At 35.9% G+C, this 19029-nt stretch carries 20 protein-coding genes and 1 other annotated feature (1 of these 21 only partly in view); of the genes, 8 read left to right on the top strand and 12 right to left on the bottom strand.

The features are described 5' to 3' along the window. Positions 1-36: a binding site (T-box leader), on the bottom strand (it extends 189 nt beyond the left edge of the window). Between the two features lie 74 nt (positions 37-110). The 6 genes from WKT09_RS08955 to WKT09_RS08930 form a co-directional block, all read right to left on the bottom strand. After that, a complete protein-coding gene (locus WKT09_RS08955) occupies positions 111-662 on the bottom strand; it encodes a cysteine hydrolase family protein (protein ID WP_340415728.1) in 552 nt (183 codons plus the stop codon). A 20-nt stretch (positions 663-682) separates the two neighbouring features. Then, positions 683-1519 (bottom strand): bifunctional hydroxymethylpyrimidine kinase/phosphomethylpyrimidine kinase, encoded by an 837-nt coding sequence (gene thiD / locus WKT09_RS08950; protein WP_340415727.1) that lies wholly within the window; start codon positions 1517-1519, stop codon positions 683-685. A gap of 113 nt (positions 1520-1632) precedes the next feature. After that, complete coding sequence (locus WKT09_RS08945; protein WP_340415726.1) at positions 1633-2115, bottom strand: DUF456 domain-containing protein; 483 nt, start codon at positions 2113-2115, stop codon at positions 1633-1635. Between the two features lies 1 nt (position 2116). After that, positions 2117-2740, bottom strand: coding sequence for a glycerol-3-phosphate acyltransferase (locus tag WKT09_RS08940; protein WP_340415725.1), 624 nt, complete (start codon positions 2738-2740; stop codon positions 2117-2119). A 156-nt stretch (positions 2741-2896) separates the two neighbouring features. Further along, a complete protein-coding gene (gene murB / locus WKT09_RS08935) occupies positions 2897-3811 on the bottom strand; it encodes a UDP-N-acetylmuramate dehydrogenase (protein WP_340415724.1) in 915 nt (304 codons plus the stop codon). A gap of 65 nt (positions 3812-3876) precedes the next feature. Beyond that, positions 3877-4680, bottom strand: coding sequence for a histidinol-phosphatase HisJ family protein (locus WKT09_RS08930; protein WP_340415723.1), 804 nt, complete (start codon positions 4678-4680; stop codon positions 3877-3879). 193 nt (positions 4681-4873) lie between these two features. Here WKT09_RS08930 and hisZ point away from each other — a divergent pair, with 193 nt between their 5' ends. The 8 genes from hisZ to hisC are packed head-to-tail and all read left to right on the top strand — an operon-like array spanning position 4874 to position 11775. After that, positions 4874-6103, top strand: a complete 1230-nt coding sequence (gene hisZ / locus WKT09_RS08925; RefSeq protein WP_340415722.1) for an ATP phosphoribosyltransferase regulatory subunit — start codon at positions 4874-4876, stop codon at positions 6101-6103. Then, positions 6104-6730: an ATP phosphoribosyltransferase gene (gene hisG / locus WKT09_RS08920; protein WP_340415721.1), complete on the top strand. Its 627-nt coding sequence runs from the start codon at positions 6104-6106 to the stop codon at positions 6728-6730. It begins immediately after the preceding gene. Positions 6731-6735: 5 nt separating this feature from the next. Next, on the top strand, positions 6736-8004 hold the full coding sequence (gene hisD / locus WKT09_RS08915; protein WP_340415720.1) for a histidinol dehydrogenase: 1269 nt from the start codon (positions 6736-6738) through the stop codon (positions 8002-8004). Positions 8005-8022: 18 nt separating this feature from the next. After that, positions 8023-8607, top strand: a complete 585-nt coding sequence (gene hisB / locus WKT09_RS08910) for an imidazoleglycerol-phosphate dehydratase HisB (protein WP_340415719.1) — start codon at positions 8023-8025, stop codon at positions 8605-8607. A 21-nt stretch (positions 8608-8628) separates the two neighbouring features. Next, positions 8629-9336, top strand: coding sequence for a 1-(5-phosphoribosyl)-5-[(5-phosphoribosylamino)methylideneamino]imidazole-4-carboxamide isomerase (hisA, locus tag WKT09_RS08905; RefSeq protein WP_340415718.1), 708 nt, complete (start codon positions 8629-8631; stop codon positions 9334-9336). Between the two features lies 1 nt (position 9337). Then, positions 9338-10069 (top strand): imidazole glycerol phosphate synthase subunit HisF, encoded by a 732-nt coding sequence (gene hisF / locus WKT09_RS08900; protein WP_340415717.1) that lies wholly within the window; start codon positions 9338-9340, stop codon positions 10067-10069. Between the two features lie 22 nt (positions 10070-10091). Continuing rightward, entirely contained in the window at positions 10092-10712 is a 621-nt protein-coding gene (gene hisIE / locus WKT09_RS08895; protein WP_340415716.1) for a bifunctional phosphoribosyl-AMP cyclohydrolase/phosphoribosyl-ATP diphosphatase HisIE, read from the top strand. 1 nt (position 10713) lies between these two features. Continuing rightward, positions 10714-11775, top strand: coding sequence for a histidinol-phosphate transaminase (hisC, locus tag WKT09_RS08890; protein WP_340415715.1), 1062 nt, complete (start codon positions 10714-10716; stop codon positions 11773-11775). 60 nt (positions 11776-11835) lie between these two features. On the opposite strand, the gene WKT09_RS08885 is transcribed toward hisC, so the two are convergent. The 6 genes from WKT09_RS08885 to WKT09_RS08860 all read right to left on the bottom strand — a co-directional run bounded on the left by WKT09_RS08885 (position 11836) and on the right by WKT09_RS08860 (position 18419). Beyond that, the gene (locus WKT09_RS08885) at positions 11836-13707 is read right to left on the bottom strand and encodes an ABC transporter permease (RefSeq protein WP_340415714.1); all 1872 of its coding nucleotides are present in this window, start codon (positions 13705-13707) and stop codon (positions 11836-11838) included. After that, positions 13682-14446, bottom strand: coding sequence for an ABC transporter ATP-binding protein (locus tag WKT09_RS08880; protein WP_340415713.1), 765 nt, complete (start codon positions 14444-14446; stop codon positions 13682-13684). Before WKT09_RS08880 ends, WKT09_RS08885 begins: the two co-directional genes overlap by 26 nt. Positions 14447-14588: 142 nt before the next feature. After that, on the bottom strand, positions 14589-15560 hold the full coding sequence (locus WKT09_RS08875) for a sensor histidine kinase (RefSeq protein ID WP_340415712.1): 972 nt from the start codon (positions 15558-15560) through the stop codon (positions 14589-14591). A 13-nt stretch (positions 15561-15573) separates the two neighbouring features. Next, positions 15574-16263: a response regulator transcription factor gene (locus tag WKT09_RS08870; protein ID WP_340415711.1), complete on the bottom strand. Its 690-nt coding sequence runs from the start codon at positions 16261-16263 to the stop codon at positions 15574-15576. Positions 16264-16341: 78 nt separating this feature from the next. Beyond that, positions 16342-17706, bottom strand: coding sequence for a branched-chain amino acid transport system II carrier protein (brnQ, locus tag WKT09_RS08865; protein ID WP_340415710.1), 1365 nt, complete (start codon positions 17704-17706; stop codon positions 16342-16344). A gap of 38 nt (positions 17707-17744) precedes the next feature. After that, positions 17745-18419, bottom strand: coding sequence for a SurA N-terminal domain-containing protein (locus WKT09_RS08860; RefSeq protein ID WP_340415709.1), 675 nt, complete (start codon positions 18417-18419; stop codon positions 17745-17747). Between the last annotated feature and the right edge of the window lie 610 nt (positions 18420-19029).

Genomic DNA, 19029 nt, shown 5'->3' with positions numbered 1-19029 from the left:
CCAAATTAACAAACATGTCTTTCTCGTCATAATTATGTCATTTAGTTTTCATCTTTATCATAGCAAAATCTTTACAATTGTCAATAAATTTGTGATACAAATTCAAAAACTTACTTCACAACCGTTGCACCTAACGTATTTACGAAATGTTCTAATGCCCATTCATGTCCTTTTTGATTAAAACTTGCTACCCCATTTTCATGGACAACAATTTTAAAACCTTTGTTATATGCATCAACTGCGGTATGTAAAATACAAATATCCGTACATACACCAACTAAATGCACTTCTTCAATTCGACGTTCACGTAATTTTATTTCTAAATTGGTTCCAGCAAATGCACTATACCTTGTTTTTTCAAAGTAATAAACATTCTCGTCTGTTTTATGTTGTTCGTATAACGTTTTTAAAGCCCCATATAATTCCATGCCACTTGTTCCAACAATATTATGTGGTGGGAACAATGCCGATTCTGGATGGTACTTGTCTCCTTCTTCATGTGCATCAATGCCAAATGCGACAAAATCACCATTTTCAATAAATTCCTTTGTAAGCTGCACGATACTATCTTCTAATGCTTGTCCTGGTGCTCCACAAGTTAACTTTCCATCCTCTGCAACAAAATCATACGTATAATCAATATTGATTAATGCTTTTTTCACAGAAATACCTCCAGGATAAATTATATTTTTTTCGTATGGATTTGAATGTGATGTGCTTCGCCAAATTTCCGTTCTGCTGCATGATATGTCGGACCAACCATATCATTGTAGGAAAAACTATGTTCAATCGCTGTCGTAATAAAACTTTTCGCTAATGCCACAGCATCGTGAATGTTTTTTCCTTTTGCTAAATATGCAGCAATCGCAGCAGAATACGTGCATCCTGCTCCACTTGTATTTACCGTATCGATTCTTGGAGCTTCTAATGTTGTCAGCTTCGTCCCTTCATACAACACATCTACAGCAGGACCATCTAATCTTCCACCTTTTACTAAAACAAATGCTGGCCCTAACTCATGTAGATCAATCGCCGCTTGTTTTAGATCATCCACCGTCTTCAATGGGCGATCATTTAATAAAATAGATGCCTCTGTCATATTTGGTGTAATAACGGTAGCTAATGGAATTAGTTTTTCCTTCAATGCAACAATCGCGTCTTCCTTTAATAACTTAGAATCTAATTTTCCAACCATTACCGGATCGACAACGATATGCTCTACATCAACTGATTCAATTAATGTCGAAACCGTTTCAATCACTTCTTTTGAAAATAGCATCCCTGTCTTTATTGCATCAAAAGCAATTTGCTTATTCGCTGTATCGAACTGTGCCTCTATCGCCTCAATTGATTGTGGGTGAACATTTTTATCTGTTTCAGGATGGCGGCCAACAATCGCTGTAATTGTACTCATACCATATACATCTAACTCTTGAAACGTTTTCAAATCCGCTTGAATCCCCGCACTACCACCGGCTGCTGAACCGGCAATGGTCAATGCTCTTGCTGGTTTTTCCATGTTTAATCCTTCTTTCCCCTAAAATTAATTGCTTTATCACACTCATTTTAGAGGAAACATTCGGCAATTTCCACTATATTTCCCGGGAAATGATGAATACTCGACAATTTTCATCAAAATATAATTTGACTCATAAAGAAAATAATCATCATAAGTTGAATGAAAATTTTAGCAAAAACACCACTTAAAAAACCCAAAAATGCACCATACATCGCGAAAGTAGCCTCTTTTACTGTTTTTCTTTCAATTAATTCAATGAAAAATACAAACAACAATGGCAATATAATAATACTTAATGGCGGAAATAAAAATGTACCGATTATAATACCGACAACGGCGCCCCATTCACTAGTTTTAGACCCACCATACTTTTTAACATAATATCGATTGGTCCAAAATTCAGCTAAGAACAACACACCTGTCAAGACAGCTGAAGTGACCCAAAAAATGACCGATAACGATTCTGTATCGATCATAAAATGGTATAATAAAAAGCCACCCCACAATAAAAGTACAGCAGGAATAATTGGCACAAACACACCTATAAAGCTAAGGATAAACAAAATAATGATCAATGTCCAATATAAGTAGGTCAACTTAACTTACTTCCCTTCTGAAGAGGCTCGTCACTTTTACTTCTTCTTTATTGATAATCCGTTTCGCGTTTTCAACGTGTTTCACAACGAACAACATCGTAAATAAACATGCAATCATCGCTGGACCACGCCCAAAATAATAGAGCGAATACCCGATGAAAGATAGGTATAGCATCAATGTTCCAGTTACAAAATAGTTTGTCACGATTGCGAATAATAATAAAATAAATAGCCCTAACACCGCAAACTTCCAATCGATAAATAATAGAACACCGAATAAGGATGCCGTACCCTTTCCACCATGAAAGCTCATCTGAATTGGATAATTATGCCCAACGATAACGAATAATGCATTCACATATAATAATAAAACATGCCATTCAATGGCAACACCAACTTTGTTTAAAAAGACGGTTGCAACCATCAATGAAATAACCGCTTTTATAATATCAATAAATGCGACGATAAATCCGAATTTCCAACCGAGCAAAATAGTCGTATTTGTTGCACCCGCATTTTTCATGCCACTCTGTTTTATATTCATATTTTTTAATTTGCCAATCATTTGCGAACCATTTAAACATCCAAATAAATAGCCTAATAAAATAATAATAACAATATACACGCCACCGCCTCCTTTCCACTATTTTAAAACCACTATACAAAAAAGACTGCATAATAGAAAGAACAAACGAGCCTTTTCCACACATAGTAGCAAGAACTGTTGCAACATATTGTTTGGCGTTTTTCGATCTATTATATGCAGTCTCCATCACTATTACTATTTATCTTCTCCGATAATACGTACTTCTCGCTCTAATTCCACATCAAAGTTTTCTTTTACTACTTTTTGTACATGTTCAATTAAAGCGATATATTCTGCTGCTGTCGCCTCATCTTTATTAATAATAAAGCCAGCATGTTTTTTCGATACTTCCGCTCCACCGATTTGGACTCCTTGTAGTCCGCTATCTTGAATTAATTTTCCAGCAAAATTTCCCGGTGGTCGCTTGAACACACTTCCACAAGTTGGATATTCTAGCGGTTGTTTCGATTCACGTTTATATGTTAATACGTCCATCATCGATTTAATTTCTTCATACTTCCCAACTTCTAATTCGAATAATGCCTCCAATACGATATATCCATTCGTTTGGATGGTACTCGTACGGTATGATAAGTGGAGATCTTCAGCCTGAATCGTTAATAATTCCGCGTCAGGTGTAATAACGATCGCTTCTTTTAATACGTCTTTTATTTCCCCACCATATGCACCAGCATTCATAAATAATGCACCACCGACAGAACCAGGAATTCCACAAGCAAATTCTAACCCTGTTAAATGATAGTGCAGCGCCTCTTTTGACACGTCTGCGATTAATGCACCACTTTGTGCACGGACAGTCGTATCGACAACTTCAATTTCATTAAATTCTCCTAAATACATAACGATACCACGAATGCCACCATCTTTAATAATTAAATTCGAACCATTTCCTAAAAGCATAAACGGTACGTCACATTCATTGGCTAAACGAACGACTTCTTGTACTTGTTCTGCTGTTTTCGGAGTAACAAAATAATCCGCATTCCCGCCTAAGCGAGTATACGTATGGTTTTTTAACGGTTTATCTACTTCCACATTGTCGTCACCTAATAATGCTTTTAAACGTTTTTCTATATTCACTAAAATCATTCCTCAAATCAATCAAATTTACTCTCTATTATAATCAATTATTCAAATTTTGTCCTATGATTATGCTATCTTGTAATGATATTGTCAATCGAATGAAATATTGGCTTTTGCGCTTCGAATGTTGCAATATATTCAAAGCCAATCGTTTGTAACAATCGTAATGTTCTCGGAAATTCATGTGCCACATGTTCCGCTTTATGTGCATCGGAACCGATCGTTATAATTTCTCCCCCACAATCTTTATACAATTGCAAAATATCTTTACTCGGCATTGCAGACCCTAATCCATAAGCAAAACCGGAAGTATTTACTTCAATTCCTTTTCCCTTAGGAATAATAACGCGAAAAATTTCTTCTAAAATTTCATGGAAATTGCGCTCGACGTCTAATTTTTTATATCGCTTTACTAAATCTATATGCCCTAAAATGGAATAATGTTCATAAGCTTTCACACATTGAAGTAGTTCTTCATAATAAAATTGATACGCTTCTTCCGCCGTGCGTCCTTCAAAAAAGTCCCCATGGTGTAAATTTTTTCTATCAGAAGCATGTAACGAACAAATAATAAAATCAAAGTAGTTTTCATCTACTAGCTTTTCGCATGCTTTAAGGACATGTGGTTGCACACCGATTTCGACTCCTTTACGAATCGTAAGTTGGTCGTGATACTTTTTTTGTAATTTCGTAATTTCTTCTGTGTAACGTGCCACATCCAAATCAAATTGAATCGTCGGATCTGGATAATCATAATCAACATGTTCTGTAAAACAAATTTCTTTTAACCCTTTTTGAATGGCTGATTGAATAGTCTGTTCCATTGGTGTGTCGCAATCTGCTGAGTAATTACTATGCATATGAAAATCGTACATAAAAAATTCCCCCTCGTTTTCCTTTGACTTTTTCGAATATTACGCATACAATTATATTTGTCCACTTTAGTCTGGTAAAGTGATAAAGTAATAAAGTGATTTTTCATTTCGTGTACATCTTGTTCATCCATAGAAACAGAACAAGATACACCATTAACAATAAATTGTTCAAATGGAAGGAGTTATGTATTACATGTATTTACATCATAACATAGAAAATGACTTAGTTATCGACACAGAAAAAATAAAACGTAGAACAATGATGATGGAACAAATAAAGGAGCGCTTCATGACCAATGGTTATGACGAAATTTACACTTCTACATTTGAGCATTATGATTTATATGCAAAAATGAATGGTTCTGTCAATCGACGGGAAATGATTAAAACAATTGATAATAATGGAAATGTCCTCGTTTTACGACCAGACATTACGATTCCGATTACACAACAATTAGCAATGAACAACGAAACATTAACAAAAGATTTGCGTTACTTTTATATGTTAGATGTGTTTCGTCAAGCAGAGCTTACGAATGAATATGTGGAAAACACACAGGCTGGTATTGAATATTTCGGTTATGATGCACCAGAAGCTGATGCAGAAGTTATTGCGATCGCTGCACATCTTTTACAAGATTTACACATCGAAGATTTTAAAATAGAAATCGGCCATGCAGGATTTTTTCAAAAATTGATTGAAAAAATCGATGTACCACAGGAAGACTTAGAAGAACTCATTCATCTTATTCAATCGAAAAACGTTGCAGAAATCGAATTATTATTACGTGATTTAGCTATCGATGAAAAAATGAAAGAGGTAATGGTTGCTCTACCATTTTTATATGGCAAACCAGATGTCGTATTAAAAAAAGCGAAAACTTTACCATTAAATGATTGCTTACGAACGTTAATAGAAAGATTGGAAGCAACTTATGAAATTTTATGTGCATACGAATTAGAACAATATTTAACGATCGATTTTAGCTTAATCAATCAGATGGATTACTATTCAGGCGTTATTTTTCAAGGGTTTATACCGAATATCGGTCGCCCCGTACTAATGGGTGGTCGTTACAATACATTAGGAAACTACTTCCAAGCAAACATTCCGGCAATCGGATTTGCGGCAAATGTCGAATTACTTCTCGATGGGATCGACACGAGAGAAAAAGAGGAAATAAATATCGTAGTTTTATATGAAGCATCGGAAATAAAACAAGCGTTACAGTTAGCAAAACAATTACGAGAAGAACAGATCAAAACGGTCACATATGAAAAAGGAATTGATTTGCAGCGAGTACGTGAAGATGCCATTGAAATTTTCATAGAAAAAGAGAAAAAATATATTTTATTAGACGGGGATCAAATCCCATTTCAAACGGTTCAAGGAATTATCCATCGTCTAAAGGAGCGAACATAATTGGAACAAATTACTTTAGCAATCGGAAAAGGTCGTACAGCAAAAGATGCGATCAAACTTCTTGAAAAGGCGAATATTACATTCCCTGATTTTAACGGGGATTCACGCAAACTAATTTTTTATAGTGCAGATAAAACGATTAAAATGTTATACGTCAAATCTGTCGATGTAACGACCTATGTGGAACAAGGTGCCGCACATATCGGTATCGTTGGTCGTGACAACATCTTGGAACAAGAAGCAGATTTATATGAATTTCTCGATTTAAAAATTGGGCAATGTCGTTTTTCTGTAGCGAGCTTACACGATATACCATTACAAAAAGGAAAAACCATAAAAGTTGCGACAAAATATCCCAATATTGCAAAGCAATTTTTCGCTAAAAAAGGGATGACGATTGAAGCCATTAAATTAAACGGTTCTGTAGAGCTTGCACCATTAATTGGCATGTCAGATTGCATTGTCGATATCGTTGAAACAGGAAGTACCATACGCGAAAACGGCTTAACGATCATCGAAGATATAGAACATATAAGTACACGGGTCGTGGTCAATAAAGCAAGCTTTGCAACAAAAACAGACGAAATTCAACGGTTCATTGAAAAACTAAAAGTTGTAGTGGAGTGATAAACATGAAAATAATACGTGCCGAAAATTATTTTGGTGAAGAAAAGCGGACCGAAGTCGAACGAAATGAAAAAATTGATGAAGCAGTTTTACAAATTATTCAAACGGTTCGACAAAGAGGAGATGCCGCACTACTTGATTATGCAGCACAATTTGATAGAGCAAACTTAGAACAATTAACGGTTTCTGCAGAAGAAATCCAAACAGCTGTAGAACAAGTTGAGGATTCTTTTATCGAAGCAATGACGGTTGCCAAAAGAAATATTCAAGCATTCCATGAAGCACAAAAGGAAAAATCTTGGCTTCTACATGAACGTGAAGGAGTGATGCTCGGTCAACAAGTCACACCTTTAGATAGAGTCGGTATTTACATCCCTGGTGGAAAAGCTGCATATCCTTCTACTGTTTTAATGAATGCTATTCCAGCGATCATTGCAGGGGTCGACAATATCGCCATTGCGACACCACCGCAAACGGATGGATCCATTAATCAATACGTATTAGCGGCAGCGAATATCGTTGGCATTCAAACGATTTATAAAATGGGCGGTGCTCAAGCAGTCGCAGCTTTTGCTTATGGAACCGAAACAGTGAAAAAAGTAGATAAAATTGTCGGACCTGGTAATGACTTTGTCGCCCGTGCGAAAAAATGGGTGTATGGGGATGTGGCGATTGACATGATTGCTGGCCCAAGCGAGATTTGTGTCGTTGCGGACGAAAATGCCAATGCGGCATATGTTGCAGCCGATCTTTTATCACAAGCAGAACATGACGAAGCTGCCACCTCCATTTGTGTGACGACAAGCGAATCATTCGCTGAACAAGTCGCAATCGAAGTGGAAAAACAATTACAAACACTCGACCGTTATGACATTGCAAAACAATCCATTGAACAAAACGGAAAAATCATTGTCGCACAAACTATGAACGAAGCATTTGCAATCGTTAATGATATCGCACCAGAACATTTACAATTAATGATCGAAAATGCGACAGATTATATTCAAGAGGTCAAACATGCAGGAGCTATTTTTCTCGGAGATTATTCTCCTGAACCATTAGGAGATTATATGGCAGGGCCAAACCATACATTACCGACGAGTGGAACCGCAACATTTGCTTCCCCATTAGGAGTGTATGACTTCCAAAAAAAATCTAGTATTATTCGTTATTCAAAAGAAGCATTCATGAAAGAAGCAACATTTATTGAAACAATTGCCCAAACAGAAGGATTAACTGCACATGCAGCATCGATTTCGATTCGAAGGCAATAAATAAAGGAGGACATTTCATTGAGAACTCATGCAATTTCTAGAGATACGGAAGAAACGAAAATTTCGTTAGCTTTAAATGTAGATGGGGATGGAAACGGAAAAATTGACACAGGGGTTGGTTTTTTAGATCATATGCTCGTTTTATTGAAAGGGCACGGATTATTCGATTTAGATGTATATTGCGATGGAGATACCGAAGTAGATGATCACCATACGACAGAAGATATCGGGATTGCTTTAGGGCAAGCATTTCGTGAAGCAATCGGTAATAAGGCAGGAATTACTCGATATGCTTCCGTCTCTATTCCAATGGATGAAGCATTAGCAACGGTCCATTTAGATATTAGTGGTAGGCCACATTTCGTGTATCGTGTCGAAGGATTAAAAGATAAAGTCGGTACATTTGATACAGAATTAGTGCAGGAGTTTTTTCAAGCATTTACGAACCATGCAGGTGTGACACTACATATTATAGTGGTATATGGTACAAATACACACCATATGATTGAGGCAATTTTTAAAGCATTTGCAAGGGCATTAGATCAAGCTAGTTTATTGAATCCACGAGTAAAAGGAATCCCATCGACTAAAGGGGTTCTATAAAAGAGATAAAGGAGTAGCAAGATGATTATATTTCCAGCAATCGATATTTTAGATGGTAAATGTGTTCGACTGATCCAAGGAGATTATAATAAAGAACGTGTATACGGTGATTCACCAGTAGAAATGGCAAAAAGTTGGGAAAAACAAGGGGCCTCATACATTCACATCGTAGACTTAAATGGTGCTAAAACAGGAGAATCTGTGAATAAAGCTATCATCGAAGAAATAGCAAGATCCGTTACGATTCCGATTCAAGTTGGTGGCGGGATCCGTTCTATCGATGTAATTGAGACGTATGTAGAAGCAGGTGTATCCCGTGTCATTATCGGAACGGCTGCTATTTCAAATCCAGCATTTTTACTAGAAGCTGTAGAAAAGTTCCAAGATAAAATCGCAGTATCAATTGATGCACGCAATGGCTATGTTGCAACAGATGGTTGGACTGATACGAGTGAAGTAAAGGCACTTGATCTTGTGAAAAAGTTAGAAAAAATCGGCGTCCAAACAATCGTCTATACGGATATCGCAAAAGACGGTATGCTACAAGGACCTAACTTAGAGGAACAACAAACGATCCATGAAGCAACGACGATGGATGTTATCGCCTCTGGTGGCGTGACAACAAAAGAAGACGTACAACGTTTACGTCAACTAAATATGTATGGTGCTATTGTAGGAAAAGCTTTATATGATGGAAAAATTACATTAAAACAATTATTGGAGGGATAATATGCGTAATCAAATAATTCCTTGTTTAGATATTCGAAATGGACGGGTAGTAAAAGGGCAAAAATTTGAAAATGTAGCAGATGTTGCGGATCCAGTTCAATTAGCAAAACGATATGAAGCGGAACATGCAGACACATTATTTTTATTAGATATTGATGGAAAAGATCGCCAAACATTTTTACAAATTGTACGTGAAATCCGTGTAGCCACCTCTTTTCCATTATATGTCGGTGGAGGCATTCGTTCTGTCGAAGATGTCGCAAAGGCATTACAAGCAGGCGCAACAAAAGTATCTATCACAAGTGCAGCGATTAAGGACCCAGCGATTATCGAACAGGCTGCTTATGCATTCGGTGACGATAAAATCATTTTATCTATCGATGCGAAAAAAATTGGGGACAACAAGTGGCATGCTTTTACGAACGGCGGAAAAGTCGATAGTGGATTAGATGTGATTGCATGGGCAAAACGTGGAGAGGCACTCGGTGCTTCAGAGATTTTATTAAACTCTATCGATGCAGATGGTGTAAAACAAGGATATGACCTTCCGTTAAACAAAGCAGTCGCAAACGCCATTAACATTCCGGTTATTGCCAGCGGAGGTGCTGGAAAGATGGAAGACTTTTCTTCTGTATTAGCAGAAAAAAATGTGCAAGCAGCTTTAGCCGCTTCTGTTTTCCATTACGGCGAAATTGCCATTCCAGACTTAAAAAACTTTTTAAACAATGCTTAAAATTCCAAGAGGAGCTAGAAATATGTTAAATAATATAAAATTTGATGAAAATGGTCTTATCCCAGCAATCGTTCAAGATGCGAAAACAGGTGATGTTCTCATGCTCGCCTATATGAATGAAGCATCTTTACAAAAAACAATAGAAACGAAAGAAACATGGTTTTATAGTCGTTCTAGGCAAGCATTATGGCATAAAGGGGAAACATCTGGCAACACGCAAAAAGTCGAGCAAATAAAACTAGACTGTGATGCAGATAGTTTACTCATTCAAGTAACCCCGAACGGGCCTGCGTGCCATACGGGAGAACGTACATGCTTTTTCCATAATGTCGACGGGGGCACATCCACACGAACCGTCATCCATACAATTGTCGATACGATTGAACAACGAAAACAACAGCCTGTAGAAGGTGCATATACCACATATTTATTTAACGAAGGTATCGATAAAGTGTTAAAGAAAGTGGGCGAAGAAGCGGCAGAAGTCATTATCGGTGCAAAAAATAATGATAAAGAAGAAATTAAGTGGGAAATTGCCGATCTCGTTTACCACACGCTCGTTTTAATGAACATGACGGACGTTACGATCACAGATATAAAAAACGTGTTATATGAAAGACATCTTGCAAAAAAGGAAGAGTGACATGAGTAAATATTGGAGTTCCATGGCAAAACGTGCCAAACCTTATATTCCAGGGGAACAAGTAAATAAAACAAATATTATTAAATTAAATACGAATGAAAATCCATATGGTCCCTCTCCCAAAGTCGCAGAAGCCATAAAGGCGGAAATTGGAAACAACTTACGCCTGTACCCTTCTCCAACGATGGATACATTACGAGAGAGCATTGGTCAATATTATGACGTTCAAAAGGAAAATGTTTTTATTGGAAATGGTTCAGATGAAGTATTAGCATTTTCCTTCATGGCATTTTTTGAACCTGGTAAAAAGATTCTATTTCCTAATATTTCCTATAGCTTTTATCCTGTTTATGCGAATATATATCATATTGATTATGAAGAGGTGCCATTGCTTGGTGATTTTACCATCGACGTCGAAAAATTTTTCGATTCAGAAGGTGGCGTGATCTTTCCAAATCCGAACGCACCGACAAGCATCTATTTGCCGTTAGAGCAAATAGAGAAAATTGCGCAACATAATCCGAACAGTGTTGTGATCGTCGATGAAGCATATGTAGATTTCGCAGAAGCTTCTGCTATTTCTTTAACGAAGAAATATAATAATATACTCGTCATCCAAACGATGTCAAAATCACGTTCCCTTGCAGGACTGCGTGTCGGTTTTGCTATCGGACATGAAACATTAATTGAAGCACTCATTCGTATGAAAGATTCTTTTAACTCCTATCCAGTTGATCGCCTCGCAATGGCAGGGGCGATTGCAGCGATTGAAGATGAGGCATATTTTGAAGAAACGACGAAGCAAATTATTGCAACACGTGAAAAAACAACGGAGGAGCTACAATCTTTAGGGTTTCATGTACTCCCATCTAGTGCAAATTTTGTATTTGTGACACATCCAAATGTCGATGCGAAAATGCTCTATGAAACATTACGCGAGGAAGATATTTTAATCCGTTATTTTGGAACTACTTTCATCCAACAATATGTACGTATTACGATTGGTACGGATGAAGAAATGGCGACACTTCTAGGGGCGATCAAACGAATCATCCGTCCATAAAAATAGGTTGGGAAAGACAAGGATCTCTTCCTCGTTTTCCCAACCTTTTTGTGTGCCCTATTACATCGCACGGCGAATTTGTTTAGTATAAAAATAACGTATGACGATAAAATAGAGTACCTGAATAATGAAAAAGCTCCCTAAAACCATCACGGATTCTTTCACTAAATTATGACCGAACATGTGTGATAATGCTGTTAATGCAACTGCACCATGAATGACCGCCACACTCATCGGAATAAAGAAGAGTAAACCAATTTGCTTGCTAATCACTTTGTTCATCTCTTTTTCTGTTAAACCAATTTTACTTATTGCGGCGAATTTTTCTCTATCGCTATCTAAATCCGTATACAGTCGAAAATATAAAAAGCTACCAGCTGAAACGAAGAATACAATCCCAATAAATAAGCCGACAAATAACACAGGACTCCATACTTTATTAATATCGTAAACAATATAATCAACTGCTGTGAGTCCTACTATTTCTTGTGATATCTCTCTACCAGCATCGATAATGTCCTCTTTAGAACCTTTCGTTACTTCCCATACATACATATATTCTATGTTTTCAGGCTCAGGTAATTGTTCATAAATACTTTCACCGACAACATAAAAAGCTCCCATCGTTAACATCACATTCGGATTCACTTTTTCCTCTGTTTTTACCGCCTCTACCGTTGAACCATCTTTCAACATAATCGTACTCGGTAAAGGTATCATATTCATAGGAATCATTTCTCGCTTACTATCTGGCTCCACAATGATCGCTTCATCCTTTTTAAGAGAAACTGGTTCCTGATCAATTAAGGAAGCAAATTCATTGTACATTTCGGGCGTAACGATTGTCACATAACGATCATCCATCATAGCGGAATATGCTGCTATTTCACGCTCCTCGTATTCTAAACCATAATCATCTAAAATACGATTAACCGTCGCTATCTCCTCTTCATCCTTTTCGGCCTGTGTATAGGAATACGTAAATTCATTCACATCTTTCATTCCATTTGTGATCAATGAACTGAAACCAACCAATGTACCAATTGCACTAAATGCGACCGTCGAAATAATTGTCACCATAAAAAATACACGCGCATTATCTTTCATCCGAAAAGCTAAATCAGAAAACAATAACATATTCGTCTTTTTCCAAAAAAGTCCTTTACGGTTTTTCAACATACGAATAACGTAAACATTTAATTGACTAAACAATAAATATGTTCCAATTGTAACGAGGATCACTACTGGCAATAACGCAACTGCTACAGACGTACCCTTTACAGTTACCGCAATAAAATAACCTGTTCCTAATAAAACTACCGCTAGCAAGGTTAAAAAGACATTCGCTTTCGGCTCACTTTTTCCAATTTTGTCACCTTTCATTAACGTAATGACTTTATTCGTATTTAAAATAAATGTCACGAAAATCGAAATAACTAAAAATAATAAGATAAACGAAATAAACGTCACAATAATTGCCTTTGTCGGGAAATAAAAATTCAATGCCTCATCCATTACTAAAAGATTTTCTGCAATGAGTAAAATACCTTTTGAAAAGACGACACCAAATATAATCCCAAGCATCGTTGCTAACAATCCGATTAACATATTTTCTAAAAAAACCATTTTGCGAATTTGTTGTGTTGACATTCCTTGAATCATTAAAATTCCGAATTCTCTTTTACGTGACTGTAAAAAAGAACTCATCGAATATAAAATGAAAAAGAACGAGAACACGTAAATAATTCCACCAGCAACAGACATCCCTGTAAATACAGCCTTATTGATATCTGATTCCGAAAATAACGGATGAAATGCAAAATTTAAAAACGTAAAAAATACCATTACCGTAAACATACTACTAATGAAGTATGCTGCATATAATCGCTTATTTCTGATGACGTTATTAAATGCGAACTTCCGAAAAGTCATTGTCATTTCCTCCTAACAAAGATAATGTATCAATGATTTTCTGGAAGAATATTTTTTGGCTATCCCCCCGATGGATTTCAGCATATTGCTTTCCATCTCGAATAAAGATAACACGATCACAATAGCTTGCTGCTTGTGCTTCATGTGTTACGAGCATCATTGTTGCCGCTTCTTCTTTATTTAAACGAGATAACATTTCCATCACATCTTTAGATGCTTTTGAATCTAAGTTCCCTGTCGGTTCATCTGCTAAAACAAGGGAAGGTTCGTGAATCATCGCACGTGCAATAGCTACCCGTTGTGCTTGACCGCCTGAAATTTCGTATGTTCGTTTGTTTAATATTTCTGCGATACCTAGTTTTTGTGCAATCGCATATGCCTTTTCTTCCATTTCTTTCACTTTTGCATTATCTAATGTTAGTGGTAAAACGATGTTTTCTTCTAATGTTAATGTGTTTAATAAATTAAAATCTTGGAAAACGAAACCCATTTCACGGCGACGGAATTTTGCTAACTCATTTTTCCCTAATGTATGTGGATTTTTTCCATTAATTAAAATTTCTCCTGTCGTCGGTTCGTCAATCGTTGCAATCATGTTTAACAATGTTGTTTTCCCGCTTCCTGAAGGTCCCATGATCCCAACAAATTCCCCTTTTTCAATTGTCAAATTTATATCTGTTAAAGCACGGTAAGGCACTTTCCCTTCATACACCTTACTTAAGTTTTTCACTTCTAACATGTGAATTCCCCTTTCCTTCCTTCTATATATAGCTTATAACAGATAGACATGTTTAAAAATCGAACTATCTTTCACCTATCTTACATTGGTGTAAGGTGGAATTTTTCTTTTTCATAAAAAATGAAGCGTGAAAAACATAAATTTAAAAAACAAGATGAAAAGTGGTCCCTTTATGGACCGTTGATTCCACTTCTATATGATGGCCTAAGTAGGTGCACACTTCTTTTACTAAATAGAGTCCAATTCCTGTTGATTCACGAAAGACCCGTCCATTTGCTCCGGTATAAAACGGATCAAAAATACGTCGAATATCTTCTTCTGGAATCCCTACTCCTTCATCTGAAACCGATAGCACTTTCCTTTTATTTGTTTCCGTATAAACAATATCCATTTGATTGCTTTTACCGGCTGAATATTTCACAGCATTTTCGACTAGTTGTGTCCATATAAAATGAAACCACTTCTCATCTGTTTCTATCATTGTATTTTCTGGAATATGTATTTTCGGATACACTTTATTGCGGATAAATAATCGTTTATGTTCTTTCATCACATCTTGTACCATATGTAATAAATCTAATCGTTGAATACGAAAATCATGTTCCATCGTACGTATTCTAGACATATATAACACCATATTTAATCCTTTTTGTAACCGATCAATTTCCTCCTGAAAGTTAGATGCTTCTGGTTCATCTAAATCTTTTGCCATCAAATTAAGTACAGATACAGGTGTTTTCATTTGATGAATCCAGCGATCTAAAAACATAAAATATTGTTCCTGCTTCTTTTCTAAAGCTAACCGATTTGATTCATACGCATTGTACTGTGTTTTTAATACTTTTTGTAAATGCTGTGAAATTGGTGCCATATCAAGTTTTTCTAAAGATACATCCAATGTTGCAATCGGATTGCTCATCTTTTTATAAAAATGCCTTCTCGTCCAATACATATATATTAAATACAAAAGTAAAATAAAAAAACTAATGAAAATACAATAGGCAATAATGGCAATATCATCAAATTGAGCGAGTAGTAATATACCCATAAATGTACTCATTTGAATACATTGAACGATCACTAACAAAAGATGTTCACGAATAAATAATTTCATAACACATGCTCCTTCACCATGTGATGTGCAAACGATACCCTACCCCACGTACAGTTTCGACTGCATGTTCAATTCCTAGTTCTTGGAATTTTTTGCGGACGCGTGTCACATTCACATTCAATGTATTTTCATCCACGAACATTTGGTCATCCCATAGTTTTTCTAATAATGCTTCCCTTCCTGCTACACGCGGAAAACGTTCCAATAACATTTCTATCATATCTGATTCTTTCTTCGTCAAAGCCACAACTTCCCCGTTAAAATGCAATTCTAATCGTTCAACAAACAGTTGTAACCCCTCCAGTTCGACAACTCTTTCTTTCGTTTGCACCGCATACTCTCCATATGCACGACGCAAGTGGCTACGAATTTTTGCTAATACAATTTCAGGAGAGAATGGTTTCGTAATAAAATCATCTCCGCCATTTTCCAATGCCATCACTTGATCCATATCCCCAACACGAGCAGAAATAAAAATGACTGGACAAGTAGATACGAGACGGATTTGACGACACCAATAAAATCCATCATAACTCGGCAAATTTATATCCAATAAAACGATATCAGGTGCATATGCATTGAATTGGTCCATTATTTTTGTAAAATCTGTCGCAACTTGAACCTCATATCCATACTTTTGTACTTCTTCTTGTAAATATTGTGCGATTTTTTTATCATCTTCAATAATAAAGATACGTTGCATGCTATTCCCTCCAATAAAAAAACCTATCCTTTCTACATATTATAACGTAAAAAGAATAGGTACAAGAACGATTCTTCATTAAGTTGTTGAAACTCGCTTTCCAAAAAAACGTTTTAGTTGGAAAAATACAATCATTAGTAGGATGAACAAGCATGCTGGTACAAACCATCCTAATCCTTCTTCATACAATGGCAATACTTTTTCATAAAATGCAACAAAAGGTTTTGTCCATGTGAACGGTTCAACACCTAATGAATCTGCAAGTGCTTTACATCCATCAAATAATGAAACCGCAAAAATAAGTGCAACAGAACCGATGTAAACGAACTGTTTATGCATAAACAATGGAGATAAAAAACTTAACATCATTATGCCAATAGCTAACGGATATAAGACCATTAATACTGGAACAGAATAAGTAATAATGTTCGCTAAACCAAAATTTGCAAATCCGAATGTTAAAATCGTGAAAAAATATACGAATTGCTTGTATGAAAATCTCGGAATTAATGTTTGAAAATATTCCGCATTTGCCATGATTAAACCGATTGCTGTCGTTAAACAAGCTAACATCATTACAATGGCTAACATCGTATTTCCAAATATACCGAAATAATGGTTTGCAGTACCACTAAGAACAGCCCCACCTGTTTCTTGCATACCGATTGTATCTACACTACTTGCGCCTAAAAGCGCAATACCGACATAAATAAACGCTAATAAACAAGTCGCAATAATTCCAGACTTACCTGTTTCAATAAATATGTTCCACTTCGATGTCACACCATGTGAGCGAATAATGGAAATAATAATAATTCCAAATACTAATGATGCAAGTGCATCCATCGTATGATATCCTTCCAGAAATCCTGTCACATATGCTTGATGAACATAGGATCCAGTAGCATCTTGAAAAGCACCCATAGGATTGATATATGCGATGATGAGTAAAATAACGAGTAAAGTTACTAATAAAGGAGCTAAAATCTTTCCGATATTTTCGACAATTTTTCCAGGGCGTAAGGAAAAATATAAAGCGATAAGGAAAAATACGATTGAAAACACGAATAAACCAATTTGATTATTACTATGTTGGATAAATGGAGTAATCCCGACCTCATATGCTACTGTTGCCGTTCTTGGCGCAGCAAAAAAAGGCCCAATAGATAAATAAAGAATGGAAGTAAAAAGCACTCCATATATTGGATGCACTCTACTTGCTAATTCTTGTAAATTATTACTACCTGAAAACCCGATAGCTAAAATTCCAATAAACGGTAAAGTTACACCCGTCGTTAAAAAGCCAAAGACAGCTGGCCATACATTAGAACCAGCCTCTTGACCTAATTGAGCTGGAAATATTAAATTTCCAGCTCCAAAAAATAAAGCAAATAACATAAACCCTATCGCCAAATGCGATGTAAAGGTTAATTTTTTATTCATTTTGTTCACACCTTACTACTGCTAAACGGCAAAACTCTTTAAATTTTTGTTTCGATATCAGATTTTTCTTTTATAGAATCGATATGACTTTGAAACGTCTCTAATGTTTTATCATTCAACAATTGTTTTTCTAATTGTAATTTTATTTCATCATAAGGAGGAATATCATCGGTTCCTTCCTTCGCTTTTTCATAATACTCTTTAATTTCCTCTTCTGTTACATCCACATCGACCGTTTTAGCCATATAATCATTTAAAGTTAATTCAAAAACAAGCTGATCTTTAAATTCATTTTCGGAAATTTGGTATTGTTGTAAAAGTGTTTCTAATTCGTCGCCACTTTCTTCTTTTAATTTCTTTAAATGTTCTTCCGCTTCTTTATCTGTCACTTCAATATCTTTCTTTTTCGCCTCTTGTAATACAATTTGTCGGTCAATAACAGATGTTAATGCAGCTTCTTTTAATTCATCATTCTCTGTTTCTTTTTGCATTTGATATGCATGTAATGCTAACTGTGTATATACTAAATTATATACTGCACCTTTTACTTCTTCTCCATTTACAACTGCAACCACTTCATCGTCTCCGACACGTTCCTCTTCAGGCACTTCAAATTGTGTCGTTTCCTCTGTCTCTTCTTTCTTATCCCCACCACAAGCAGCTAAAATAAATACAAGAATGGCAGATAAGAAAACTATTAACCCTTTCTTCATGAAAAAACTCCTTTATTTTACGTCTACATCCATTCAAACATATAAAAATGAATGAACGCAACTATTATATGCCATTCTTTATTATACTACATTTTTCTCTGATGCTCTTCTTTTAAACATGACAAAAAGTAAAAATTAATTACAATTTAAATTTATGTACCATTTCATGCAAGTTTTGTGATATTGGAATTTCCCTAATCAAATCATATTACCTATACATTTTCTTATATTAATGACCAAATATTCATTAAATACCATGGGAGAACAATTGGCTTTTTGTCAAATAGTGTTAGTGACTTTCATAAAGTCATGTAACATGCCAATAAGAATAGCGTAAATATGTCACTTCGGAAATGTACTCCGCTTTCCGCGTGCGGCTGCTAAGCCAAGCTCAGGCTTTGCCTTCCCTTGTCTTATCTAGGCCTATCCTCACGCAGGAGTCTACGTACATTTCCTACGTTTCATTTTGTTGTTTACTCAAATCTTTTACATGAGAATTCCGAATGAAATGTTTTTTGATGGTTCGAGCATCTCGGCGTTCTAAGTTGTCAATGATATCGACAGTTTCTGCATCCACGTATTATAGCAAAAGAAAAAACTATCCATAAAT

Source organism: Pseudogracilibacillus sp. ICA-222130, from assembly GCF_037892545.1.
Lineage (GTDB): Bacteria > Bacillota > Bacilli > Bacillales > Amphibacillaceae > Pseudogracilibacillus.
This window is presented reverse-complemented; position numbering and strand designations above follow the sequence as displayed.

What these genes read in the sequence shown, in the direction of transcription:
- thiD (WP_340415727.1), bottom strand. Translation starts at nt 1,519, where the DNA reads ATGGAAAAACCAGCAAGAGCATTGACCATTGCCGGTTCAGCAGCCGGT.
- murB (WP_340415724.1), bottom strand. Translation starts at nt 3,811, where the DNA reads ATGATTTTAGTGAATATAGAAAAACGTTTAAAAGCATTATTAGGTGAC.
- WKT09_RS08930 (WP_340415723.1), bottom strand. Translation starts at nt 4,680, where the DNA reads ATGTACGATTTTCATATGCATAGTAATTACTCAGCAGATTGCGACACA.
- hisZ (WP_340415722.1), top strand. Translation starts at nt 4,874, where the DNA reads ATGTATTTACATCATAACATAGAAAATGACTTAGTTATCGACACAGAA.
- hisD (WP_340415720.1), top strand. Translation starts at nt 6,736, where the DNA reads ATGAAAATAATACGTGCCGAAAATTATTTTGGTGAAGAAAAGCGGACC.
- hisA (WP_340415718.1), top strand. Translation starts at nt 8,629, where the DNA reads ATGATTATATTTCCAGCAATCGATATTTTAGATGGTAAATGTGTTCGA.
- hisF (WP_340415717.1), top strand. Translation starts at nt 9,338, where the DNA reads ATGCGTAATCAAATAATTCCTTGTTTAGATATTCGAAATGGACGGGTA.
- hisIE (WP_340415716.1), top strand. Translation starts at nt 10,092, where the DNA reads ATGTTAAATAATATAAAATTTGATGAAAATGGTCTTATCCCAGCAATC.
- hisC (WP_340415715.1), top strand. Translation starts at nt 10,714, where the DNA reads ATGAGTAAATATTGGAGTTCCATGGCAAAACGTGCCAAACCTTATATT.
- WKT09_RS08885 (WP_340415714.1), bottom strand. Translation starts at nt 13,707, where the DNA reads ATGACTTTTCGGAAGTTCGCATTTAATAACGTCATCAGAAATAAGCGA.
- WKT09_RS08880 (WP_340415713.1), bottom strand. Translation starts at nt 14,446, where the DNA reads ATGTTAGAAGTGAAAAACTTAAGTAAGGTGTATGAAGGGAAAGTGCCT.
- WKT09_RS08875 (WP_340415712.1), bottom strand. Translation starts at nt 15,560, where the DNA reads ATGAAATTATTTATTCGTGAACATCTTTTGTTAGTGATCGTTCAATGT.
- WKT09_RS08870 (WP_340415711.1), bottom strand. Translation starts at nt 16,263, where the DNA reads ATGCAACGTATCTTTATTATTGAAGATGATAAAAAAATCGCACAATAT.
- brnQ (WP_340415710.1), bottom strand. Translation starts at nt 17,706, where the DNA reads ATGAATAAAAAATTAACCTTTACATCGCATTTGGCGATAGGGTTTATG.
- WKT09_RS08860 (WP_340415709.1), bottom strand. Translation starts at nt 18,419, where the DNA reads ATGAAGAAAGGGTTAATAGTTTTCTTATCTGCCATTCTTGTATTTATT.